The sequence below is a fragment of the Anseongella ginsenosidimutans genome, from assembly GCF_008033235.1.
Classification (GTDB): domain Bacteria; phylum Bacteroidota; class Bacteroidia; order Sphingobacteriales; family Sphingobacteriaceae; genus Anseongella; species Anseongella ginsenosidimutans.
On the sequence record NZ_CP042432.1, the window covers coordinates 1,848,495 to 1,872,472 of the forward strand.

The following is a 23,978-nucleotide window of genomic DNA, read 5'->3' on the forward strand; positions in this document are numbered from 1 at the left end:
CGGGCGGGCCAGTGCCCCCGGCGCCGCGCGCGAATGCCGCGAGGCGATGTTGATTCTCCGAACGGCGAGACCGGGCGGGCCAATGCCCCGGCGCCGCGCGCGAATGCCGCGCCGTACGAACATCCGGACTCGGCTAACGACCTCCAATCGCTAAAAAGCCCCCGAAAGCTCCTTAAGCGCTATTTCCGCCAGCTTCGCCTGGTACTTGGCATCAATAAACCTGTTCTCAGCAAGCAAAAGATTCTGCTGCGCTTCCCGCAGCTCCAGTTGCGTTATATTCCCTAAGCGAAACATTTCCAGGGTGATATCCAGGTTTTGCCGTGCTACTTCGCGGTTCTCCTCTTCCAGCTGCATCAGCACTTTGCTGTTTTCGTAATTGCTGAAGGCGATCGTTAAGTCGGATTCGACCGTCTGCAGCAGCTGATCATACACCAGCTGTTGGTTTTCGACGACTATTTGGGCGCTTCGTTCCTGCTTTTTTTGGAGAAAACCGCTGAATATATTCATGCTCGCGGTAATGCCGTAATTGAGGCCGTAGGACTGGTTGGAAAGCAGCTGTCCGGATTCGGAGTCCGATTTTACAAAGTTGTAACTGCTGTTTACCGATACGGTGGGGTAGCGGTTGGCCCGGATTTCCTTGTATTCAAGTTCCGCCACTTTTTTCCTCGCCTGGGCGATGGCCAGCTGGGGGTTTTCTTCTATGAGCCGGGTTCTCAGGTCTTCGTACCGGAGGTCCATATCTATTATAATGGTATCGGCTACGTCAAACGTGGTGGACAGGTCCCGGGCAAGGATCTCGTTCAGCCTGGTTTTCGCGGTTTTCACCGCTTCCTGCTGGCTTACAAAACTGGAGGTGTCTTCGTTAAAATCTACCCTTGAATTCAGGAGTTCAAGCTTTGAGCCGGTTCCTACGAAGTAGCGGTCGTCCGCCTGGTTTACACGAAGGCGGGAAATGTCCAGGGCTTCGGCAATGGATTTCAATTCCTGTTTGAGGCGAACAATATCATAATAGGTGCTGACGATATCGGAGACGGTGTTCAGGACGGTCAGCCGGGCGTTTAAGGAACCGATGCTTTTTAGCTCCTCGTATTTATCAATACTGGCAAACATGCCGAAGCCGTCAAAGATGGTCCAGTCAAGAGCCAGGGCCGCATTGTAAGAACTTGATTGGGCATTCTTCCGGCTTTGGACTCTTCCGTCAAAGAAGGTCAGATCGGAGTTAGTGCTTCTGCCGTCGGCGCCGCCTGTCAGTTCAAGACTGGGGAATAAGGCGGATTTCGCCATTCCCAGGTTCGTGGCGGCGATTTCTTCGTCTCCTGCGCTGATTTTTATGGAGTAATTATTTTCAAGGCCGGTGCGAACCGCGTCTTCCAGCGTGAAAATATCCTGGGAGGAAGCTCCCGTAAAAATGATGCTAGTTCCTATGGTGAGAAAAATTCTTACTGTTTTTTTCATGTGATGATCAAGGGCTTAAGTTATGCTAGCCAGTTCTTTCACTTCTTTTTCAGGCGCCGTTTCCTCTTCTTCTTCGGCAAATGAAAGATTGCTGCCTTCCTTGGACCAGTAAGAATACATGGCCGGGATAACGTACAGGGTAAGGACAAGAGAAAATAAGGTTCCTCCGATAATGACCACCCCCATACCGATACGGCTGGTGGCTGCCGCGCCGAGGGCCAGGGCAATAGGCAGGGCTCCGATGGCGATGGCAAGGCTGGTCATGAGGATGGGACGCAGACGGGAAACCGCGCCGCGCCGGATAGCCTCGGCCTTGGACAAGCCTTGTTCTTTCAGCTGGTTGGCGAATTCTACGATAAGGATGCCGTTCTTGGTCACCAGGCCAATGAGCATAATGGTCCCGATCTGGCTGAAAATATTCCAGCTTTGGCCAAATAGCCAAAGGGAAAGGAAAGCGCCTGCCACGGCCAGGGGAACGGTAAGGATAATAATGAACGGATCGATAAAGCTTTCGAACTGCGCGGCCAGGATCAGGTAGATCAGGATCAGCGCCATGATAAAGGCGAAAAAGGTATTGGAAGAACTTTCCGTATAGTCCCTGGCCTCCCCGGAGAGCGCAGTAGAAAAGGTATCATCCAGCACCCGGTCAGCAATGCCGTCCATTGCCTCAATCCCGTCCCCGATGGTATAACCGGGAGCCAGGCCCGCAGAGACAGTAGCCGACATAAAGCGGTTGTAATGATATAATTGAGGCGGGCTGCTGGTTTCCTCGATCTTCACCAGGTTGTCCATCTGGATAATCTCTCCCTGGTTATTGCGTACGAACAGGGAGGTAAGGTCCAGGGGCTCATTCCGGTTGGCATCAGGGAACTGGCCGATCACGGAGTATTGCCGGCCGTTCATGGTGAAATACCCGAAGCGTCCGCCGCTGAATGCCAGCTGCAGGGTTTGCGCAATATCCATGACGGAAACGCCCAGGCTGCTGGCCTTCCCGCGGTCAATCATGATCGACAATTCCGGTTTGTTGAATTTTAGATCCACATCCGTGATGGTAAACGTAGGGTCTTTATTTACCTCGGCCATGAATTCGGGAAGATGCGCTTCCAGCTTTTCAAAATTAGGCGCCTGTAACACATATTGAATAGGCAGGCCTCCCCGGCGCCCTACGGAAATGGTGGGTTGCTGGGTGACAAATACCCTTCCGGCAGTATAGTTTTTCGTCAGCTGGTTAATCTTATTGGCGATTTCTTCCTGGGAACGCTCCCTGTCGCCGGCGGGTTTCAGCCGGATAAACCCAAAACCGGTATTGGCCGCTCCCGACCCGGAAAACCCCGGCGAGGTAACGGTCAGGAGAATATTCTTTTCGGGGATGGAATCATTGATCAGCTCAATGAGATTCATCATATAGGCGTCCGTATATTCGTAGGAAGCCCCTTCCTGCATGCTCATGGACAGCCGCAGCGCGCCCCTGTCTTCGTAGGGAGCGGTTTCTTTCGGCAGGAGTACCCAGAAAAGCGCGATCATACCCAGGCATAACGCAAGGATGGGAAGGGCTAGCCAGCGCCGGTTCAGGAAGTTATTCAGCGAACCGGCATAACCTGCGTTCATCTTTTCGAAGAGCGGTTCGGTCCTTTCGTAAAAACGAGTGTGCTTATGCCCCCTTTTTTTCAGGAGAAAAGCGTTCAGCATCGGGGTCAGGGAAAGCGACACGAAGGCCGAGATAAGCACCGCCGCCGCTATGACCACGCCGAATTCCCGGAACAGCCGGCCCACGAAACCTTCCAGGAAAATAATGGGAAGAAATACGGCCGCAAGAGTAACGGAGATGGAGATTACTGCGAAAAAGATCTCATTGGCGCCTTTAATGGCAGCCTGAATGGGTGATTCGCCTTCTTCCAGCTTCTTGAAGATATTTTCCGTTACGACAATCCCGTCATCCACGACCAAACCGGTGGCCAGCACGATGGCAAGCAGGGTAAGAATGTTGACGGAGAAGCCCAGCAGGTACATAATAAAGAACGTGCCGATGAGCGATACCGGGATATCTATCAGCGGACGGAAGGCAATGCTCCAGTCGCGGAAGAAAATAAAGATGATAAGAATTACGAGTGCAAGGGCAATGAGGATGGTTTCCGCTACTTCTGTAACGGATTGTTTTATAAAAAGGGTATCGTCAAACGCGATATTGATCTTGTAGTCGGGCGGAAGCTCGCTTTTCAACTGCTCAAAGCGTTCGTAGAATTCTTCGGCGATGTCCAGGTAGTTAGCCCCGGGCTGCGGCACTATTGCCAGCCCGATCATTGTTTTCCCCGATTCCCTTAAATTAGTTTCAAGATTCTCCGGCTCAAGGCTTGCCTTGCCCACATCACGGAGCCTCAGAAGGTTGGCCCCGTCATTGAGCAGCACCATGTTATTGAATTCTTCCTCGGTGGTCAGGTTGCCGGCCGTCCGTATCAGTAATTCCGTATTGCTTCCCACGAGTTTGCCCGAAGGAAGTTCAATATTCTCCCGGTTCAGCGCGTTCCGGACATCCAGCGGGGTCAGGCCGTAAGAAGCTAGTTTGCCCGGGTCCAGCCACAAGCGCATGGCATACCTCTTTTCTCCCCACACCTGTACCCGGCTTACCCCGGCTATTGTCTGAAGCCGCTGGGCGACATAATTTTCCGCATAGTCCGAAATTTCCAGGTGCGTCCGGATATCGCTCTGGAGCGTCATGGCAATAATGGAAGAGGCATTGGCATCCGCTTTGGAAACCACCGGGAGCCCGTCAATATCTTCGGGCAGGTTCCGGACTGCCCTGGATACCTTGTCACGCACGTCATTGGCCGCGCCTTCCAGGTCCCGGTCAAGATTGAATTCAATGGTAATGGAACTGGAGCCCTGGTTGCTGGCCGAAGAAATATTCTTGATCCCCTCGATACTGTTTATCTCTTTTTCGAGCGGCTCGGTGATCTGCGATTCGATTACCTCGGCATCCGCGCCGGTATAGGTAGTGCGTACGGAAACGATGGGCGGATCAATGGAGGGGTATTCCCTGACCCCCAGGAAAGTATAACCCAGGACGCCGAACAGGATGATGATCAGGTTCATCACGATGGCCAGTACGGGTCGCTTGATACTGGTGGTTGACAGGCTCATTATTGTATCGTTTTTAATTGCACGGGCACGCCGGGGGTGAGTGTCATGATACCGGTGGTGATGATGGTATCACCGGCTTTCAGCCCCGAAGTAATATGTACCATGGAGTCATTCCGGATACCGGTCTCTACCATGACTTCCTCCGCCTTTCCGTTCCGGGTAACATAGGCTTTTTGCCCGTTCATTACCGGGATGATTGATTCGGTTGGTACCAGCAACGCGTTATTGGTTTGGGTAAGGACCAGTTCAACTTCGGCAAAGGACCCGGGTATCAGCAGGTTGTCATCATTGGGGACCATGGCCTTTAATTCCAGGGTACGGGTGCCCACGTTAATATTCGCTCCGCGGGCATATACGTTGGCGGTAAATTTTTTGTCGATCCCTTTTACGGTAAAATTGATGGTCGCATTATCAGGGATGTTATTGGCGTATTGCTCGGGTGCGGAAAAGACAATTTTTGCCGGGTTATTGTCCACTAAGCTGGTAATGACGGTGGAAGGATCCACATAATCCCCAAGGGATACTTCGCGAAGCCCTATTTTTCCGCTGAAAGGAGCCCTGATCTCGGTTTGTTCGATCTGTGCTTCTATAAGCCGGGTTTCCGCTTTAAGCGAGTTCAACTCTGCCAGGATGGCATCGTAATCTTGTTTACTCACTCCGCCTTTTTCAAGGAGCTGGCGTTGCCTGTACTCCTTTTCCGCGGCGAGTTTCTGCATGGTAAGCGCTTTGGAAAGCTGCGCCTGCAACTCGCTGTCATTGATCTTCAGCAACAGGGCGCCCTTTGATACAGGCTTTCCTTCCTGGAAATGAATTCCGGTAATGATGCCTGCGGCTTCCGGTCGGATGTTCACTTCTTCATTCGCCTGGATAGAACCGGTAATAATTATCTTGTCGCTGATGCTTCCCGGCTTTACTACATAGGCATTTACACTCATTGTCTGCATGCCAGCCCCTTGTCCTCCCGCCGTGGCATTTCCCGCCGAAGCGGAGATTCTTCTATACACCAAAAATCCCACCACAAGGATAATGAGGGCGTAAACAACGTGCTTGAACTTCATCTCTCCGAATTCAAAGTAAAATTTTTATATGCAATTGTAACAACAAAATTTAAAGGAATCTTGAACAAATTTACCTTTCTTTGAACGAAGCCAATTTTTGTATCAAGTTTTTTACCTCACTGCCGGTTGACTGGGCATCAGGGGGGAAGCCGGTTTTTTTAAAAATGACCAGGGCTTTGTATTATTGCCAATGTACTTTAAAATGCTGTTATGAAGTTAAGAAAAAAAAGTCTGGTGGCGGGTGTTGCCGCTATATTTTCAGTAATGACTACTTCCCTTGCAAAGGGAGATGATCTGAACCTGTCTTATGAATTGTCTTTTGAAGAACCCTATACGCATTATGCGGAAGTTTCAATGACCGTTTCGGGCCTGGACCGGGAATACGTGGACCTCAAAATGGCCGTGTGGGCTCCAGGCTCTTACCTGATCCGCGAATTTTCAAAAAACGTGGAAGCATTCAAGGCGGAATCCTCCGGGAAGGAGCTGAATTCCGGCAAGATCAGTAAGAATACCTGGAGGGTGTTTACCGGGGGAGCGGCTGAGATCACGGTAAACTACCGGGTATATGCCTTTGAAATGTCGGTGCGCACTAGTTTTATTGATTCGGATCACGCGTATCTGAATGGCACCAGTATTTTCATGTACGTGGACGGCGCACAGGAGCTGCCGGCTACCATCAAAATAAATCCTTACCGGGAATGGAAACAGATATCCACGGGGCTCGAAGCGGACGCTGCCGACCCTTTCCTGCTTTCCTCTCCGAATTACGATATCCTGGCAGATTCTCCCATTGAGATAGGCAACCAGGATATTATTGAGTTTGAAGCCGCCGGCTTGCCGCATGAAGTGGCAATCTATGGAGGTGGCGATTACGACAGGGAAAAAGTGATTGCTGATTTCACCAAAATTATCGAGGAACAGACGGCTATTTTCGGTGACCATCCCTGTGAGCGTTACGTGTTTATTGTGCATTTCCTTGCCTCCGGGGGAGGCGGCCTGGAACACCTGAATTCCACCACCCTCCAATTCCCGCGCCAGGCGGTGGAGTCGGCGCAGGGCTGGGCTTCTTTCCTGGGACTGGTGGCGCATGAGTATTTTCACTTATGGAATGTTAAGCGCCTCCGGCCGGCCGCCCTGGGGCCTTTTAATTACGAGGCGGAGAATTACACGCACATGCTTTGGGTCTCCGAAGGTTTTACTGCGTATTATGATGACTGGACCGTGCGGAGGACGGGTTTTTACAGCCCCGAAGAATACCTTGAGAAGATTGCCGGTGTGATCGGTACGGTGGAAAATACGCCGGGCAACCGCGTACAACCGGTCACCGAAGCCAGTTTTGATGCCTGGATAAAATACTACCGGCCGAATGAGAATTCTTACAATACGACTATTTCCTATTATAGCAAAGGCGCTATCCTGGGTATGCTCATTGACATGTCTATCAGGGAGAACAGCAAGGGGAAACATTCTCTTGATGATTTGATGCGGTACATGTATGACAGGTATTATAAGGAACTGGACCGGGGCTTTGAAGACGCGGAATTCAAGGAAGCAGTAGAAAAATTCGCCGGCGATATGGATGATTTCTTTGAAAATTACGTTTGGGGCACAGAAGAGATCCCCTACAATGAATTCTTTGATGCAGTAGGCCTTAAGCTGGTGGAGTCCCAGCCGCGTACCGGTGAAGCTTACCTGGGCGCCAGTTTTGAGCAGACGGGCAATGGCCTGGTAGTGAGCAGGGTGGTTCGCGGGACGGCCGCTTATACGTCCGGTATTAACGTGAACGACCTCCTTCTTTCTGTCAATGGAAAGGCCGTGGCGGATGTGGAAAGCCTGCTTGAAGGCCGCAAGCCCGGCGACGAACTTTCGCTGAAATTACTGCGAAACGGCATGGTGCGTACGATAGGCGTGGTATTGGGCGGGAATGAGAATTCTTCGTTCAGATTTGAAAAGATCAGCAATCCCGGCGCGCAGCAGCAGGAAAATTACAAGGCATGGATGGGATTGTAATTTTTTCGTAACTTGATGCACCGGAGGGAGGCCGGGAAAAATGAGCATTACAAGAGTTTCGGACTTACTGGGCCTCTACATGAATCGTTATCGCAAGGCCGACGTGTTTGCCGCCCGGCGGGAAGGACAATGGACATGTTGTTCAAGCGACGATTTTGTCCGGTTTGCCAATGAAATAAGCCTGGGGCTTCTTGCTTTGGGGGTACGAAAAGGGGATAAGCTGGGGATCATGTCCCCGAACCGGCCTGAATGGAATTTCGTAGACTTCGGGGCTATGCAGATCGGCGCTGTTACAGTGCCTTTGTATCCAACAATGTCAGCCCATGACCTGGAATACGTATTAAAGGATGCGGAAATAAAAGTCCTTTTTATCGGCGGAGCGGAATTGTACGAAAAGACCAATTCCCTGCAGGACGCTGTGCCCGGTATTTCGCTGTTTAGTTTTGAACAGGTCGAAGGAGTCCGTTCCTGGGAAGATGTAAAGAATATGGGTAAAGGGAAGGACGCCGCTGCTATTGAACCTATCCGCCTGGCCCAGCAGCCCGATGACCTGCTGACATTGATCTATACCTCGGGAACCACCGGTAATCCCAAAGGGGTTATGCTTACGCACAGGAATATTATCAGCAATATGCTTTCCTGCGAACCGCTGTTGCCGGAGAGTCTCCGGAAAGCGTTGAGCTTTCTCCCGCTTTGCCACATCTTTGAACGGATGGTCAGCTACCTGTATCTGTACAAGGGAATTTCTATCTATTATGCAGAGAGTATAGAAAGTATTGCTTCCGATATAAAAGAGGTCCAGCCCGACGTTTTCACGACCGTCCCCCGGCTTCTTGAAAAAGTCTATGATAAAATAGTGGCCAAAGGAGGCGACCTTTCCGGCATAAAAAAAGTCCTTTTTTATTGGGCGCTTGGGTTGGGCCTTCAATACGATCCCGGAAAGGCCGGGAATGCCTGGTACAGGCTGCGATTGCGGCTGGCCAACCGCCTGATCTTCTCCAAATGGCGCGCGGCGTTAGGTGGGAACATAAAGGTAATCGTCTCTGGCGGCGCGGCTCTTCAGCCGCGGCTGACACGCGTGTTCAATGCGGCAAATATCCCGGTAGTGCAAGGCTACGGATTAACGGAAACCTCGCCGGTGATCGCGGTTAATTTCCTTGGAAGAGGAAATCATAAGCTGGGGTCTGTGGGCAGGCCGGTAGAAGGAACGGAGGTGAAAATAGCCCCTGACGGGGAAATCCTTTGCCGGGGGGAGAATGTAATGATGGGCTATTTCAAGCGGCCGGACGCTACTGCGAGTGAAATTGATGAAGATGGCTGGTTCCATACCGGGGATATCGGCCGCCTTGACGGGGACGGATTTTTGTTTATTACCGGGCGAAAGAAGGAACTCTTTAAAACGGCTGGCGGCAAGTATGTTTCCCCTCCCGTCATTGAAAATAAATTCAAGGAATCTCCTTTTATTGAATACATGGTGGTGGTGGGAGAGAACCGCCGTTTTCCCGCTGCGCTTATTGTCCCTTCCTTCACTTTTCTCCGGGAATGGTGCGTCAGGAAAGAAATTCCCTGGAGCAGCAATGAGGAAATGATGAAGCATCCCCAGGTACTGGAGCGCTACCGCCAGGAAACTGAGAAGTTCAATCAATTATTCGGGCAGTGGGAACAGGTGAAAAGAATTGCCCTGATCCCGAAGGAATGGTCGGTGGACAGCGGCGAACTAACGCCCAAGCTGGATGTGAAGCGCAAGGTGGTGCTGGAAAAACATGCGAAAGAAATTGAGGAACTGTATGAGATATAGGATAAGCTATTTATTGTTATTCCTTCTTGCCTGCTCCGGACAACTGGCGGGGCAGGGCTATGAGAACGGGCTGGTAGTAAGCGCCCATCCGGAAGCATCGCAGGTAGGCCTGGAAATCCTGCAGGATGGGGGAAATGCTGTAGATGCCTCCGTTGCTGTGCAGTTTGCTCTTGCTGTCGTGTACCCCAGCGCGGGTAACCTGGGTGGTGGCGGTTTCATGGTTTTCCGGCAGGCGGACGGCGCCACGGCCTCGCTCGACTTCCGCGAAAGGGCGCCGGGAAAAGCGCACCGCGACCTCTACCTGAATGAAAAGGGAGAGGTGGTCCCCGGCCTTAGCATTCGGGGGCACCTGGCGGCCGGTGTACCCGGCACGGTAGCAGGAATGGTTGAAGCCCATGAAAAATACGGAAAGCTGTCCTGGAATGAAGTGCTTAGGCCCGCCATCCGGCTGGCACTCGGCGGGTTTCCTATAACAGGGGCACAGGCCGCGGGGCTGAACGGGCACCAGGATTTATTTAGAAAATACAATCCCGGTTCTGCCTATTTTTTAAAGGAAAAATGGAAGGCCGGGGATACGCTGGTGCAGGAAGACCTGGGCCATACCCTGGAACGCATTCGCGATAAAGGAATAGCGGGGTTTTATAAAGGCAGAACGGCCCGCCTGATCGTGAGGGAAATGAAGGAGGGTGGAGGTATTATCAGCAGAAGCGACCTGAAAAACTACAAAGCAGTCTGGCGTGAGCCGGTAACCGGCATGTATAAGGATTATAAAGTGATTTCCATGCCGCCCCCTTCCAGCGGAGGTGTTGCCTTGCTGCAAATGCTGAAAATGGCTGCCCCTTATGAGCCCGGGGCGTTTCATAACGCTCCGCAGGTTCATCTCCTGGCGGAAATTGAACGCCGGGTATTTGCCGACCGGGCTGCTTACCTGGGAGATCCGGATTTTTACGAGGTGCCGGTTGAGAAACTGCTGGATGAGGATTATCTCCGCCAGCGCATGGAATCGTTCGAAGCCGGGAAAGCCAGCCCGAGTTCGGAAATAACAGCCGGCAAGCTGGCCGCGGCGAATGCGCTCCAAGCCGAGAGTATGGAAACAACACACTTTTCCATTGTGGATAAGGAGGGCAATGCCGTGGCGCTTACCACTACATTAAACGGAAGCTATGGCTGCCAGGTAGTAGTGGACGGGGCAGGCTTTTTGCTGAACAATGAAATGGATGATTTCAGCGCCAAGCCGGGCGTGCCGAATATGTTCGGGCTGGTGGGCGGGGAGGCGAATGCCATTGAGCCGGGTAAGCGTATGCTAAGTTCCATGACTCCTACGATCCTGGAAAAAGGCGGGAGGCTGTTTATGATGGTTGGAAGCCCCGGAGGTTCTACCATTATCACCACGGTGTTCCAAACCATTTTAAACGTTGTAGATTACGGGATGACAATCAGTGAGGCGGTAGATGCAAAACGTTTTCACCACCAATGGCTGCCGGACCAGATCCTTGCCGAACGGGATGCTTTTGACGAGGCGGTAATGCAGGGCCTTGAAAAGAAAGGCCATCAGCTGAAATTTACCGGTTCCATTGGCCGCTGCGATGCGATCCTTGTGAAAGATGGAAAATATTACGGAGGGGCCGACCGGCGCGGCGATGATACGGCGGCCGGGTATTAGTGCTGCGTTAAGCGTGACATAGTGCCGAAAGCCGCCGGCAGGGAAAAATATTAAGTATGAAAAGGGCAATTAAAAAAGTGGCTGTGTTGGGTTCGGGGATCATGGGGTCCCGGATAGCTTGTCATTTTGCCAATATTGGCGTAGAAGTTCTTCTGCTGGACCTGACCCCGGAGACCGCTGACAAGGCGCTGGAAACAGCCGTGAAAAGCAAGCCGTCCCCACTTTATACGTCGGCGGCACTACGGCTGATCCGTACAGGCGGCTTTGAAGACGATCTTCCCGCCATCGCTTCGGCAGACTGGATACTGGAAGCCGTAGTGGAAAACCTGGAGGTTAAACGGGAACTCCTGGAAAAGGTCGCCGGTTATCGCGCAGCGGGCAGCCTGGTCACTTCCAATACTTCCGGCATTCCGCTGCACCTGCTGGCCGAAGGCATGCCGGAGGATCTCCAGGCAAATTTCTGCGGGAGCCATTTTTTTAACCCGCCCCGTTACCTTCCCCTGCTGGAGGTAATTCCTGCCCCCGCACCAGCCCGGAAGCAGTAGATTTCCTCCTGGATTACGGGGACCGCTACCTGGGCAAAACGACCGTGCTTTGCAAGGATACGCCGGCTTTTATCGCCAATCGCGTAGGCGTTTATTCGATTTCGCAGCTATTCCATTATGTGGCGGAAAAAGGCCTTAGCGTGGAAGAAGTTGACAAATACACCGGACCGGTACTGGGCCGGCCAAAATCGGCCACTTTCCGGACCGCAGATGTCGTGGGGCTGGACACCCTGGCGCGCGTGGCCCGGGGGCTTTACGAGCATTGCCCGGAGGATGAAGAACGCGAACTTTTCCGCCTTCCGGCCTTCGTGGAAAAAATGCTGGCAAATAACCGGCTCGGGGCCAAGACGGGCGAAGGCTTTTATAAAAAAGTTAAAAAGGAGGATGGCAGCACGGAAATTTTATCGCTCCGGCTGGATAGCCTGGAATATGGCCCGCAGGCGAAAGTGGCCTCGCCCGCCCTGGATGCAGCCCGTTCCCTGGACAGCCTGGAAGAACGGCTGAAATTCTTTGCCACCGGAACCGGCGAGCCTGCCGGCTTATTCAGAGCGAATAGCTTCGGCCTTTTTAGTTATTGCTCCAGGCGAATCCCCGAAATAGCTGACGAGCTTTACCGCATTGATGACGCCATGAGGGCCGGTTTCGGTTGGGAAAAAGGGCCATTTGAATTATGGGACCTATTGGGGGTTGCCGGAACGCTGGAAGCCATGGAAAAGGCCGGTAATCAGGCGGCAGCATGGGTGAAGGAGATGCTGGCGGCAGGCTGCTCTTCTTTCTACAGGCTGAAGGAAGGCCGCAAGGAATACTACGATCTTTCTTCGAAGGCCTACCGCGAGGTGCCCGGCAGCGGATCCTACCTGTCGCCAGGCCTGCTGAAGCGCCAGGGAACGGTTTGGAAAAACGCGGGGGTGACGCTTGCCGATATGGGAGAAGGTATTTTAAACTGCGAATTCCATACGAAGATGAATACGATGGGGAGCGAAGTAATCGAAGGCCTGAATAAAGCCATTGCTATCGCCGAAAAAGACTTCCGGGGAATGGTCATTGCCAATGAAGGGCAGGATTTTTCCGCGGGGGCCAATCTTGCCCTTGTACTGATGTATGCCGCGGAACAGGAATGGGAGGAGATAGACCTGCTGGTGCGTGCCTTCCAGGATACAATGATGCGCATGCGTTACTCCGCCGTACCGGTCGTGGCGGCGCCTCATAACAGGGCCCTGGGAGGTGGTTGCGAGCTATGCCTGCATGCTGACCACGTACACGCGCATGCGGAACTTTATATGGGCCTGGTAGAATTCGGGGTGGGTATTATCCCGGCGGGGGGCGGCACCAAGGAATTTGCCCGGAGGGCGGCGGAAGAACGGGTAGCGGGAGGGATAGACGACCTGGAGATCCTGAAAAACAGGTATATGACCATTGCGATGGCAAAAGTATCCACGTCGGCTGCTGAAGCCTTTGAGCTGGGCTACCTTGACCGAGGAAGCGCTTCGGTAAGTATTAACCGTAAACGGCAATTAAGCGCCGCAAAGAAGAAAGCGATAGAAATTGCCCGGGGCGGTTACGTGCAGCCGGTGCCGCGGAATGATATCCGGGTGCTGGGGCGCCAGGGACTGGGAATGTTCACCGTGGGCGGCTCAAACATGTTTTCGGGAAATTATATTTCGGCGCATGACCGGAAGATCTCCGAAAAACTGGCCTGGGTCATCTGCGGGGGCGATCTTTCCGCGCCGGCGGAAGTGAGCGAGCGTTACCTGCTGGACCTGGAACGGGAAGCTTTTCTTTCCCTTTGCGGGGAAAGGAAAACCCTGGAGCGGATGCAGTCAATACTTAGCGGCGGAAAGGTACTGAGGAATTGAGTGAGTAAAATAGATAACGTGATGACCGAAGCATTTATCATATCGGCATATCGAAGCCCTGTCGGGAAAGCTCCCAGGGGGCAATTGCGTTTTATGCGGCCGGATGACCTGGCTGCGGAAGTGATCCGGCACATGCTGAATACCCTGCCCGGCCTGGAAAAGGAAAGGATTGACGATGTGATCGTCGGGAACGCTACACCGGAAGCTGAACAAGGATTGAACATCGGCCGGATGATCTCCCTGCTGAGCCTGGATACGGAAAAGGTGCCCGGGATGACGGTGAATCGCTACTGCTCTTCGGGCCTGGAGACCATTGCCATCGCCAGTGCGAAGATACAGGCCGGGATGGCTGACTGCATTATTGCTGGGGGCGTGGAATCTATGTCCTGTATTCCCTTTGGCGGATGGAGGATCACTCCTAATTATGAACTCGCCAAAACTCATCCCGAATATTACTGGGGAATGGGCCTCACCGCCGAAACACTTGCCCGCGAATACGGAGTTTCGAGGGAAGACCAGGACGCCTTTGCTTACCGTTCGCATCAGCGCACGATCAGCGCCATTGACCGCGGCGCATTCAAAGACGAGATCGTGCCCATACCGGTCCGGGAAACTTATGTGGACGGGGAGATGCAGCGGAAGATCAGGGAAACTATCGTGGACACCGACGAGGGGGCGCGGCGGGATACTTCCCCCGAAAAGCTGGCGAAGCTGAAACCGGTTTTTGACGCCCGCGGAACGGTCACGGCCGGCAATTCTTCCCAAACTTCGGATGGGGCTGCCTTTGTGATGATCGTTTCCGAAAAAATGCTGAACGAATTGAATGTCCGCCCCATTGCCAGGCTCCTCAGTTACCGGGTGGCTGGCGTGCCGCCGCGCATTATGGGTATAGGGCCGGTGGAAGCGGTTCCGGCCGCGCTCGCCGCTGCCGGTAAAAAATTGCAGGATATAGACCTGGTAGAGTTGAACGAAGCGTTTGCCGCCCAGTCGCTGGCCGTGATGCGCGGGCTGGACATGGACCCTGAAAAAGTAAATGTGAACGGAGGCGCCATTGCTTTAGGACATCCCCTGGGCTGTACCGGCGCAAAACTCTCCGTACAACTCTTTGGCGAACTGAAACGGCGCGGACAAAGATACGGCCTGGTTACCATGTGCGTAGGTACGGGGCAGGGAGCCGCTGGCGTTTTTGAACTGCTGAGTTAAGCCTCACAACAGAAGTGCCACGCCGGCGCCGGCAGGTTGATGGCCGCGCTGATGACCGCTAAAACGGTGCCGGCAACTGCAAATACTCCCTAAAAAAAGAAAAATGAAACAGCATATTCCAAAAGGCGGTGAGTTCCTGGTGAAGGAAACCGACCCCGGCAGTATCTTCACTCCGGAAGAGCTGGACGAGGAGCAGCGGATGATTGCGCAGGCCTGCAATGAATTTTTAACCCGGGAGGTGTTTCCGCGGCTGGAAGAACTGGACCGGCAGGAAGAAGGTTTAATGGAATCCCTGCTGAAGAAGGCCGGCGAGCTTGGTTTGCTCGGCGTGACCGTGCCGGAAGAATACGGCGGTTCCGGAAAAGGGTTCAATACCGGCCTTCTTGTAGGCGAAGCCATTGGCGCCGGCCATTCCTTCGCGGTAGCCTTTCTTGCCCATACGGGTATCGGGACGCTTCCTATTCTTTATTACGGAACGGACAAGCAGAAGGAAAAATATGTTTCCGGGCTTGCAGCCGGGGAGCAGCTGGCCTGTTATTGTTTAACTGAGCCGGATGCCGGATCGGATGCCCGCGCCGGCAAAACCCGGGCGGCCATCGTGGAGGATGGAAAAGCCTACCTGCTAAACGGGCAGAAAATGTGGATCACCAATGGTGGATTCGCGGATCTATTTATTGTGTTTGCAAAGATCGAAGACGATCGCGAGCTGTCTGCCTTTATCGTGGAGAAGGGTTTCGGCGGTATTACCATGAACCCCGAGGAACGGAAAATGGGGATCAAGGGTTCTTCTACCCGCCAGGTCTTTTTTAACGACTGCCGCGTACCGGCAGAGAACCTGCTTTCCGGGCGGGGTCAGGGCTTTAAGATTGCCGTAAATATCCTGAATACGGGAAGGGCTAAGTTATGTGCCGCTGCCCTGGGAGCCTGTAAAGAAGTGATCGCTAAATCGGAAAAATACGCGAATGAAAGGGTGCAGTTTGGAGCGCCAATTGCCAGTTTCGGAGCCATTAAGCATAAGCTGGCCGAAATGCGCCTGCAAACCTTCGCGCTGGAATCGGCGATGTACCGCACGGGGAAATATGTGGAGGAAGTCTGTGATGAGTACCTGCGGGAAGGCCTGCCTGCCGACCAGGCAAGGCTGAAAAGTACCGAACAGTTCGCTATTGAATGCGCTATTCTAAAGGTTTGCGGGTCCGAATGCCTGGATTATGTAGTAGATGAAGGCGTTCAGGTATTCGGGGGCATGGGTTATTCCGCGGAAGGCCCAATGGAGCGCGCCTACCGGGATGCCCGAATTAACCGGATCTTTGAAGGAACCAATGAGATCAACCGCCTGCTGGTGGTGGACATGCTGCTGAAAAGGGCCATGAAAGGAGAGCTTAACCTGATGGGGCCCGCACGGGAGGTGGCCGGGGAACTAATGCGCCTCCCCGATATGGGATCTGCGGAACCGGATACGGTCTTAGCTGCTGAAAAAAGGTTGCTTGCCAACCTGAAAAAGGTGGTTCTGATGGTTGCCGGAGCCGCCGTCCGAAAATTTATGCAGCACCTGGAAAAAGAACAAGAGTTGCTCATGAATATCGCGGACATGGTTAGTTTCATTTACCTGGCCGAATCGGCCCTGCTGAGAGCGGCGAGCTTGTCCGAAAAACAGGGAGAAGAGAATGCTTCCCTTTACCTGGATATGGCCCGGGTGTACCTGCAGGAAGCCGCCGATAAAATCTGGCTGGCCGGAAAAGAAGCGGTCAATTCATTTGCGGAAGGAGATGAGCTGAAAGCGATGCAGCTTGGCCTCAAACGTTTTACCAAAGCTGCGCCCTTTAATATGAAAGAGGCACGGAGAAGGATTTTCAATGGCAGCAATTCCCCTGAAAACCAATAGTAAATAAGCGCCTGCGAGAATAAAATAAGCGGCAGACGAAAGGGCCTGCCGCTTATTTTATTGCCGGAACGCCGGTCAGCGCAGTCAGCGCCGGTTTAATTACCTGTCTATCTGCCCGCGCATAAGGCCGTCAGGGGCAAGCGTGGAGTGGAGGTTGAGATAGGTATCTTCATTGTTCAGCAGGTCCACCTGGCCCGCGTTAAGCGTAAGTTTTTTGGTCGTATTAACATCATCCTGCTCAAACGCGAGGTCTATTTCCACCTCACCGTTTGTTCCGGCAGCGCCTTTATGGATATGACCGGCGGTAATAGGATCGGGTACGGCCACTTCTACATCCTTCACCTTATAAAAAAGGATATTATCAGCAGTAAGCCGGATATGCGCGCTTGCGCTTGCCTCATTTACCGCAACCGGGGGAACTTCATTATCCGATTCCAGCCGGATATCATCTGCGAAAACTATTTCCTGGTCTATTTGCCCACGGATCAGGCCAGCCGGAGCCTGGGCGGAATGCACGTTAAAATAGATGCTGTCGCCCATCATAAGGTCCACGTTTTCCTGGGTAAGAGCCACCGAACCAACGGCTGTAGTCCCGCTAAAGCTGCGGGTATCGCCGTCCACGATCGTAATGGCAACCGGGCCGGAAGTTACGGGATCACCGGTATGCACGTGAGCCATCGTCAGTTCATCACCGGAGGCGAGTTCGTCCACCCTGATCTCATATTCCAGTTCGTTATTTGTGTAAAGAACAAGATGGGCCGTGCCGGTTTCCGTCCGGTTAGTACTCGGGACTTCGAGTTCACCTGAAAGTGCAATCGTCCATTCCTTTACTACATCTCCGTTGCCGGCGCCATTGTCTTCTTCACAGCCTGTGATGGCAAGCAGAGAGGCGGCGGCGCCGAGTCCATAAATAGTCAACTTTTTCATATCAAAAAAAATTAGTTCAGGCTTCTGCATGCAAATCATATACCAGAAGGCTTTCCGCGGATTCGCCTGTTATGCTACGAAGCTGAGTAAAATAAAAACCTAATTTGTTTTATATATTGAAAAATATGTATTTATTTTGCGGAATTAAATGAAATCAAAATATTATTATTAATGAAGGTTCTGAAGTTCGGCGGTTCTTCCATTGCTGATCCGGGAAGGGTCACCGCGGTTATTGAGTTGGTGAAGTCCCGGCTGGAGGCGGAGGAAAAAATCTGCCTGGTCTTTTCAGCTTTCGGTGGCGTTACTGACAAGCTGATCGAAGCGGGTGTGACCGCAGCCTCAGGCAACGAAGGGTATAAAAAAGGTTATATGGAGTTGGAAATGCGGCATATCCAGGCCGTAAAAGCGCTCCTGCCTCCCAAAGAGCAGAGCATGCCGCTCACGAAAGTGAAATTACTCCTCAATGACCTGGCAGATGTGCTGCATGGCATTTACCTGCTGCAGGAACTCAGCCCGAAAATCCTTGATTTCGTAAGCAGTTTCGGGGAAAGGCTTTCCGCCTATATTATTTCGGAAGTGCTGCGTTCCCGGGGCGTGAACGCCGCTTTTTCCGATGCCCGCGAGCTGATCCTTACCGATGATAACTTTGGTTCGGCGCGGGTGGATTTTGCGAAGACGAATGAGAATATCACCGCATTATTTGATAACAATTCTACTTTACAGGTAATTACCGGATTTATTGCCGCCGACGAAAAGGGACAGACAACCACTATCGGCCGCAGCGGATCGGATTATACGGCTGCGATCGTCGGAGGAGCGGTTCTGGCCGAAGAAATTGAAATATGGACCGATGTGGACGGGATGATGACCGCCGATCCGCGCAGGGTCCCGGAAGCTTTCCCGGTAGCCTCCATGAGCTACCAGGAAGCCATTGAAATGTCGCATTTCGGCGCGAAAGTGATCTACCCCGCTACGATGCAGCCGGCGATGGCCAAAAATATACCCATCCGTATTAAAAATACGTTCAATCCTTCTTTCGGCGGAACCCTGATAAGCGGGAAAACCGAGGGCGGAAAGGCCATGATCAAAGGGATTTCTTCCATTAACGAAGTTGCCTTGCTGAGCCTGCAGGGAAGCGGGATGATGGGGGTCGTGGGAACTTCCATGCGTTTGTTTGGCGCTCTTGCCCGGAAAGGGATCAATGTGATCCTAATCAGCCAGGCTTCTTCCGAATATTCGATCTGTATTGCTGTGGACCCGAAGCTGGCGGATGCCGCCCGCAAAGAGCTGGAATCCGAATTTCGCTACGAGATGTCCCTGGAGCAGATTGAATCGATCAAGGTGATGCGCGAGCTATCAGTAGTGGCGCTCGTTGGGGAAAATATGAAACATTCCCCGGGGGTAGCCGGCCGCATGTTCCGCGCGCTTGGAAGGAACGGCATTAATGTTTTCGCTATTTCCCAGGGATCCTCCGAGTTGAATATTTCAGCCGTGGTATCCCGGCGGGACGAAGCTAAAGCCCTTAATGCCCTGCACGAAGCCTTTTTTCTTTCCGACAGGAAAACGGTCCCTGTTTTCCTGGTAGGGACCGGCCTTGTGGGAAGTACGCTGCTGGCTATTATCCGCAAGAACATGGAACGGATCGGGAAGGAGCAATCCATCTCTATCCGGCTGGCGGGCTTGTCAAACAGTCGGAAAATGCTGGTGGATGAACGCGGGATAGATCCCGGCGACTGGCAGGCCCGTCTGCAGGAAGGAACGCCTGCGGATATGGATGGCTTCGTACAGAAAATGCAGGAACTCAATCTTCCTAACAGCATTTTTGTAGACTGTACAGCCAGCGATGAGATCGTGGCCCACTACCGGCAGGTGCTGGACGGCAGCATATCAGTAGTTACTCCGAATAAAAGGGCGAATACAGGTTCCCTGGAACAATACCGGGAACTGCGCAGGGCCTCGTCAAAATTCGGCGTAAAGTACCTGTACGAAACTAACGTGGGGGCGGGACTGCCGGTAATTAATACCCTGAACGATTTGCTTAACAGCGGTGATCAGCTGCTGAAAATAGAAGCGGTCCTTTCGGGTACCATCAGTTACATTTTTAACACCTTCGGCGAAGGGGCGCGTTTCAGCCAGGTTGTCCGCGAGGCCCGGGAAAAGGGCCTGACTGAGCCGGATCCGAGGGAGGATCTTAACGGCATGGACGTTGCCCGGAAAATCCTTATCCTTGCAAGGGAAGTAGCCGTTGACCTGGAGCTGGATAACGTATCGGTAGAAAACCTGGTGCCGGAAAATTGCCGTAATGCGGCATCGGTTGACGCGTTCTTTGAAGAACTTGAAAAAGCCGATGAGTATTTCCGGCAAAAAGCGGGAGAGGCTGCCCGGGAAGAAAAGAAACTCCGTTATATCGCTACTCTGGAGAATGGGAAAGCCAGCGTAGCCCTGCGGGCAGTTGGCCCGGATCATCCTTTTTATAATTTATCGGGAAGCGACAATATAATTTCCTATACGACCAATCGGTACCGGGAACGCCCCCTGGTCATAAAAGGCCCGGGAGCCGGCGCGGAAGTAACGGCGGCTGGCGTGTTTGCCGATCTGTTAAAGATCGCTAACTATTCCCTGGAATAAAAATCAATCAGATGAGAGAAGTAAGAGTTTTTGCCCCTGCAACGGTGGCAAACGTGGCCTGCGGCTTTGATATCCTGGGCTTTGCCCTGGAACAGCCGGGGGATACGGTAAGGGCCGGCCTTAGCGAAGGGAAGGAGGTAAAGATCCTTTCCATCAGCGGGGACAGCGGGCGTTTGCCACTGGATGCCGCCAAAAATACGGCAGGGGTTGCCGTCCGGCATTTCCTGGATCATTTAGGCGAAGAAAGGGGGATTGAAATACATCTTGAGAAGGCCCTTCCGCTGGGAAGTGGGCTTGGCTCCAGCGCCGCCAGCGCCGTAGCCGCCGTAGTGGCCGCAAATGTGTTGCTGGGCGAACCGCTCAGCCGCGAAGAACTTATTCCTTTTACCCTGGAGGCGGAACGAGCAGCCTGTGGCGCAGCCCATGCCGACAATGCGGCGCCTGCCATGCTGGGAGGCTTTGTACTGATCCGGGGATATGATCCCCCGGACCTGGTCAGGATACCTGCTCCCGAAGCGCTGTGCTGCGCCGTGGTGCATCCGCATATCGAGATCAGAACGGAAGATGCCCGGAAAATTCTCCGCAGGGAGATTCCCCTGGAAGATGCCATTGTGCAATGGGGAAATATCGGCGGCCTTATTGCCGGCTTAATGAAAGGCGATTACAGTCTGATAGGCCGGTCTATGAAGGATGTGATCATTGAACCGGTTCGTTCCTTGCTGATCCCTGGCTTTGAAGAGGCAAAACAGGCGGCAATGGATGCAGGCGCGCTGGGCTGCAGCATTTCAGGCTCCGGCCCTTCCATCTTCGCGCTCGGAAATGATCGCCGGAAAATTGAAGCAGCGGGCCAAGCGATGCAAGCCGCGTTTGCCGCCCTGCATATCGACAGCGACCTGTTCGTCTCCGCTATCAATAACCAGGGACCAACCGTTTTAAACAGTTTTTAGTTTTTAGTCCATAGTTTTTAGAGGTGGTCGCTCTCAAAGAGAAACTAAAAACCATGAACCGTTGCGACGCACCCTGAAGACTTCTAAAAACAGAAACTAAAAACTACAAACCGGAAACTAAAAACTACAAACTAAATAAAGGTGTTTTACAGTACCAATAATCCCAAATCAAAAACTTCGTTTTCGGAAGCGGTGCTTCAGGGCATTGCCCCGGACGGAGGGCTGTTCATGCCGTATTCTTTTCCCGTGCTTTCGAAGGAGTTTTTTGCTTCCGTTCACCGCCTTTCTTTCCGGGAAATGTCCTTTGAAGTGGCCCGGACGTTCCTGGGAGGGGCTATTAGTGACCCGGACCTGGAAAAAATCGTTGATGAGGCGCTGGAGATGGACGCTCCCCTGGTAAAGGTGTCTCCTTCCGTATATGCGCTGGAGCTTTTTCACGGGCCTACCCTGGCTTTTAAGGATTTTGGGGCCAGGTTCCTGGCGCGTACAATGGCTTACCTTACCAGGAATTCGGAGAGGGAGATCACCGTGCTGGTGGCTACTTCCGGGGATACGGGAAGCGCGGTGGCGCAGGGCTTTTACGGGGTGCCTGGGGTAAAGGTGTGCCTGCTATATCCTTCGGGAAAAGTAAGCCACATCCAGGAACAGCAGTTGACCACCTTGGGCGGCAACATTACCACTCTTGAAGTGGAAGGGACTTTTGACGATTGCCAGCGAATGGTGAAGGAAGCTTTTGCCGACCGAGAGCTTGCTTCAAAGAAGCAGCTCACTTCTGCAAATTCCATCAATATTGCCCGGCTGCTTCCCCAGATGTTTTATTATTTTTACGCGTATTCGCAACTGGAAGACCGGCAGCGGCCCCTCGTGTTTTCCGTGCCCAGCGGCAATTTCGGCAATCTTACGGCCGGGCTGTTTGCCTGGAAAATGGGGCTGCCTGTAAAAAGGTTCATTGCCGCCACCAACAGGAATGATGTAGTGCCAGAGTACCTGAAAGAAGGGCGTTACCGGGCGCGGCCTTCCGAGTCTACTATCAGTAATGCAATGGATGTTGGCGCTCCGAGTAATTTTGCCCGCATGGTTGCGTTGTTTAATAATGAGCTGGCTGCGTTCAGAGCGATTATCAGCGGCTACTCATTTACGGATGAAGAAACAAGGGCATGTATCAGGGATGTTTACGACCGGCAGGGATACGTTCTTGATCCGCACGGCGCTGTAGCGTTTGCCGGACTGCGTTCGTATATGGAGGAAAACAGGGAGCTGAACGGTGTTTTTTTGGAGACCGCCCATCCCGCGAAGTTCAGGGACACTGTTGAGGAGATCCTGCAAATGGAAATTCCTGTTCCCGGGCCCCTGGCAATTTGCCTGGATAAACCCAAAAAGAGTATTCGCATTAAAAGTGGTCTAGAAGAACTGAAAGAAGTGCTGTTGGCTTCCGGCGAAAATGCATAATCTGATGAAGAAACAATTACTGGTATTAACTTGTCTGATCGCTGTTTTACTTACCTCCTGCCTGAGCGATGATTACGTGGACCGGAATTCCATTGATCAGCAAATAATCCAGGAGTATATCCAGGAAAAGGGTTTAACGCTCGAATACGATGCTAATAGCGGGATCCATTATAAAATAATAAGGCTGGGAGATACCACCAGGCGCCCCAGCCCGGACTCCTCCCAGATAACCGTGAACTATGAGGGGCGTCTTTTGACCGATACGATCTTTGTAAAAGGAGATTCGGTTGAAATGGACCTTGCCCGGCAGCCGATTGGCTTTCAGCTGGGTGTTTCATCCATTGGAGAAGGAGGGGAAATTATGATGATACTGCCTTCCCTGGTGAGCTACGGATCAGCCAGTTTCGTGACGGATACTCCTTACAGTGTGCTGGTGCCTCCATTTTCGGTGCTTGTATACGAGGTAGAGCTTTTGAAAGTCGGCGAATAAATCTTATAGATAGATCTGCCGGAGCGCGGCGGGCAGTTCAGGAAAGCGGAAGCGAAAGGAGGAGTCCAGGACGCGTTCAGCGGAAACCCTGGTGCTGTCAAGGACTACCGAACTCATTTCCCCGAATACCGCCCGTAAAGCCAGGGCGGGGACATTGGGAAGCCACAGAGGTTTGTTCAGCGTTCGGGCAATTTCTTTAATTAATCCCTTATTGCTTACCGGATTGGGTGTTGCGGCATTGTAAGCGCCATGCATGTCCTGATTTTCAAGGGCATGGATATATATTTTGCAGATATCGTCTATGTGGATCCAGCTTACCCATTGCTGTCCGTTTCCCAGCGCCGCGCCGATCCCGGCTTTTACCGGCCCGGCCAGTTTTGGCAAAGCTCCGCCTTTGTCTGAAAGAACCATTCCGGTTCTGATCCGGATGGTACGTATATCAAGGGATTCCATCTGACAAGCCGCCTTTTCCCATAGCCGGCAGCAGGTTCCCAGGAAATCATTGGCTGCGGGAAAATCCTCCGTCATCCATTCGCTGCCCATATTGCCGTAATAGCTGATACCAGAAGCGGAGATATATGTTTTTACTTCGTTGGGGCATTCCTTCAGGGTTTTGAAAATCAGGTTGGCACTATTCACACGGCTGTCTACGATGATTTTTTTGCGTTCCTCCGTCCAGCGGGTATTCAGGTTGGCGCCGGCCAGATTAATGATGTGATCGGCTTGTTCAACCGCGCCGTTTTCAATAACGCCCTTTACAGTATCCCAATGATATACCCGGAAAGAGGTCTTGTTCTCAGTAGAGCGGCTGAGCCAGGAAACACAATAATCCCTTTCCAGCAAAAGCTGGGTGAGCCGGCTTCCGATCAGGCCGCTTCCTCCCGCAATGAGTACATTTTCAGACATAATAAGGTTGTGATAAACAACAC

Annotated in this window: 16 protein-coding genes; 11 read left to right on the forward strand and 5 right to left on the reverse strand. The window is 52.6% G+C overall.

From position 1 onward, the window contains the following. Positions 1–150: 150 nt before the first annotated feature. Genes FRZ59_RS07840 through FRZ59_RS07850 form a run of 3 tightly spaced genes read right to left on the reverse strand, consistent with a single transcriptional unit; the run spans position 151 to position 5,651 of the window. On the reverse strand, positions 151–1,455 hold the full coding sequence (locus FRZ59_RS07840; RefSeq protein WP_132129370.1) for a TolC family protein: 1,305 nt from the start codon (positions 1,453–1,455) through the stop codon (positions 151–153). Between the two features lie 15 nt (positions 1,456–1,470). After that, on the reverse strand, positions 1,471–4,593 hold the full coding sequence (locus tag FRZ59_RS07845; protein ID WP_132129371.1) for an efflux RND transporter permease subunit: 3,123 nt from the start codon (positions 4,591–4,593) through the stop codon (positions 1,471–1,473). Next, positions 4,593–5,651 carry an efflux RND transporter periplasmic adaptor subunit gene (locus FRZ59_RS07850; protein WP_132129372.1) on the reverse strand — a complete coding sequence of 353 codons (1,059 nt, stop codon included), beginning with the start codon at positions 5,649–5,651 and terminating at the stop codon, positions 4,593–4,595. Before FRZ59_RS07850 ends, FRZ59_RS07845 begins: the two co-directional genes overlap by 1 nt. Positions 5,652–5,861: 210 nt before the next feature. Between FRZ59_RS07850 and FRZ59_RS07855 the strand changes: the two genes are divergently transcribed. From FRZ59_RS07855 to FRZ59_RS07880, 7 genes are all read left to right on the forward strand, one after another. Beyond that, positions 5,862–7,661: a M61 family metallopeptidase gene (locus FRZ59_RS07855; RefSeq protein WP_207910288.1), complete on the forward strand. Its 1,800-nt coding sequence runs from the start codon at positions 5,862–5,864 to the stop codon at positions 7,659–7,661. Positions 7,662–7,701: 40 nt separating this feature from the next. Continuing rightward, complete coding sequence (locus FRZ59_RS07860) at positions 7,702–9,459, forward strand: AMP-dependent synthetase/ligase (protein ID WP_132129373.1); 1,758 nt, start codon at positions 7,702–7,704, stop codon at positions 9,457–9,459. After that, positions 9,449–11,122, forward strand: coding sequence for a gamma-glutamyltransferase (gene ggt, locus FRZ59_RS07865; RefSeq protein WP_225975242.1), 1,674 nt, complete (start codon positions 9,449–9,451; stop codon positions 11,120–11,122). Before FRZ59_RS07860 ends, ggt begins: the two co-directional genes overlap by 11 nt. Before the next feature lie 56 nt (positions 11,123–11,178). Beyond that, positions 11,179–11,667, forward strand: a complete 489-nt coding sequence (locus FRZ59_RS19770; RefSeq protein ID WP_349290835.1) for a 3-hydroxyacyl-CoA dehydrogenase family protein — start codon at positions 11,179–11,181, stop codon at positions 11,665–11,667. A 44-nt stretch (positions 11,668–11,711) separates the two neighbouring features. Continuing rightward, entirely contained in the window at positions 11,712–13,523 is a 1,812-nt protein-coding gene (locus FRZ59_RS07870; protein WP_349290836.1) for a 3-hydroxyacyl-CoA dehydrogenase family protein, read from the forward strand. Positions 13,524–13,544: 21 nt separating this feature from the next. Further along, positions 13,545–14,726: an acetyl-CoA C-acyltransferase gene (locus FRZ59_RS07875; protein ID WP_132129376.1), complete on the forward strand. Its 1,182-nt coding sequence runs from the start codon at positions 13,545–13,547 to the stop codon at positions 14,724–14,726. A gap of 103 nt (positions 14,727–14,829) precedes the next feature. After that, positions 14,830–16,608 (forward strand): acyl-CoA dehydrogenase FadE, encoded by a 1,779-nt coding sequence (locus FRZ59_RS07880; RefSeq protein ID WP_132129377.1) that lies wholly within the window; start codon positions 14,830–14,832, stop codon positions 16,606–16,608. Positions 16,609–16,707: 99 nt separating this feature from the next. Here the strand turns inward: FRZ59_RS07880 and FRZ59_RS07885 are convergent, their stop codons facing one another. Beyond that, the gene (locus FRZ59_RS07885) at positions 16,708–17,535 is read right to left on the reverse strand and encodes a CHRD domain-containing protein (protein WP_158640565.1); all 828 of its coding nucleotides are present in this window, start codon (positions 17,533–17,535) and stop codon (positions 16,708–16,710) included. Positions 17,536–17,706: 171 nt separating this feature from the next. Between FRZ59_RS07885 and thrA the strand changes: the two genes are divergently transcribed. The 4 genes from thrA (at position 17,707) to FRZ59_RS07905 (ending at position 23,049) form a co-directional block, all read left to right on the forward strand. Beyond that, positions 17,707–20,163 (forward strand): bifunctional aspartate kinase/homoserine dehydrogenase I, encoded by a 2,457-nt coding sequence (gene thrA, locus FRZ59_RS07890; protein ID WP_132129379.1) that lies wholly within the window; start codon positions 17,707–17,709, stop codon positions 20,161–20,163. A gap of 11 nt (positions 20,164–20,174) precedes the next feature. Next, positions 20,175–21,110, forward strand: coding sequence for a homoserine kinase (locus FRZ59_RS07895; RefSeq protein WP_132129380.1), 936 nt, complete (start codon positions 20,175–20,177; stop codon positions 21,108–21,110). A gap of 141 nt (positions 21,111–21,251) precedes the next feature. Next, the gene (thrC, locus tag FRZ59_RS07900) at positions 21,252–22,559 is read left to right on the forward strand and encodes a threonine synthase (RefSeq protein ID WP_132129381.1); all 1,308 of its coding nucleotides are present in this window, start codon (positions 21,252–21,254) and stop codon (positions 22,557–22,559) included. 4 nt (positions 22,560–22,563) lie between these two features. Beyond that, the gene (locus tag FRZ59_RS07905; RefSeq protein ID WP_158640566.1) at positions 22,564–23,049 is read left to right on the forward strand and encodes an FKBP-type peptidyl-prolyl cis-trans isomerase; all 486 of its coding nucleotides are present in this window, start codon (positions 22,564–22,566) and stop codon (positions 23,047–23,049) included. Positions 23,050–23,052: 3 nt separating this feature from the next. Here the strand turns inward: FRZ59_RS07905 and FRZ59_RS07910 are convergent, their stop codons facing one another. Beyond that, positions 23,053–23,955: a TIGR01777 family oxidoreductase gene (locus tag FRZ59_RS07910; RefSeq protein ID WP_132129383.1), complete on the reverse strand. Its 903-nt coding sequence runs from the start codon at positions 23,953–23,955 to the stop codon at positions 23,053–23,055. Positions 23,956–23,978 lie beyond the last annotated feature (23 nt).

Bases quoted from the DNA above. Each gene is read 5' to 3' on its own strand.
- FRZ59_RS07840 (WP_132129370.1), bottom strand. From the start codon at position 1,455: ATGAAAAAAACAGTAAGAATTTTTCTCACCATAGGAACTAGCATCATT.
- FRZ59_RS07905 (WP_158640566.1), top strand. From the start codon at position 22,564: ATGAAGAAACAATTACTGGTATTAACTTGTCTGATCGCTGTTTTACTT.
- FRZ59_RS07895 (WP_132129380.1), top strand. From the start codon at position 20,175: ATGAGAGAAGTAAGAGTTTTTGCCCCTGCAACGGTGGCAAACGTGGCC.
- thrA (WP_132129379.1), top strand. From the start codon at position 17,707: ATGAAGGTTCTGAAGTTCGGCGGTTCTTCCATTGCTGATCCGGGAAGG.
- FRZ59_RS07885 (WP_158640565.1), bottom strand. From the start codon at position 17,535: ATGAAAAAGTTGACTATTTATGGACTCGGCGCCGCCGCCTCTCTGCTT.
- FRZ59_RS07850 (WP_132129372.1), bottom strand. From the start codon at position 5,651: ATGAAGTTCAAGCACGTTGTTTACGCCCTCATTATCCTTGTGGTGGGA.
- FRZ59_RS19770 (WP_349290835.1), top strand. From the start codon at position 11,179: ATGAAAAGGGCAATTAAAAAAGTGGCTGTGTTGGGTTCGGGGATCATG.
- FRZ59_RS07845 (WP_132129371.1), bottom strand. From the start codon at position 4,593: ATGAGCCTGTCAACCACCAGTATCAAGCGACCCGTACTGGCCATCGTG.
- FRZ59_RS07910 (WP_132129383.1), bottom strand. From the start codon at position 23,955: ATGTCTGAAAATGTACTCATTGCGGGAGGAAGCGGCCTGATCGGAAGC.
- ggt (WP_225975242.1), top strand. From the start codon at position 9,449: ATGAGATATAGGATAAGCTATTTATTGTTATTCCTTCTTGCCTGCTCC.
- FRZ59_RS07880 (WP_132129377.1), top strand. From the start codon at position 14,830: ATGAAACAGCATATTCCAAAAGGCGGTGAGTTCCTGGTGAAGGAAACC.
- FRZ59_RS07855 (WP_207910288.1), top strand. From the start codon at position 5,862: ATGAAGTTAAGAAAAAAAAGTCTGGTGGCGGGTGTTGCCGCTATATTT.
- FRZ59_RS07875 (WP_132129376.1), top strand. From the start codon at position 13,545: ATGACCGAAGCATTTATCATATCGGCATATCGAAGCCCTGTCGGGAAA.
- FRZ59_RS07860 (WP_132129373.1), top strand. From the start codon at position 7,702: ATGAGCATTACAAGAGTTTCGGACTTACTGGGCCTCTACATGAATCGT.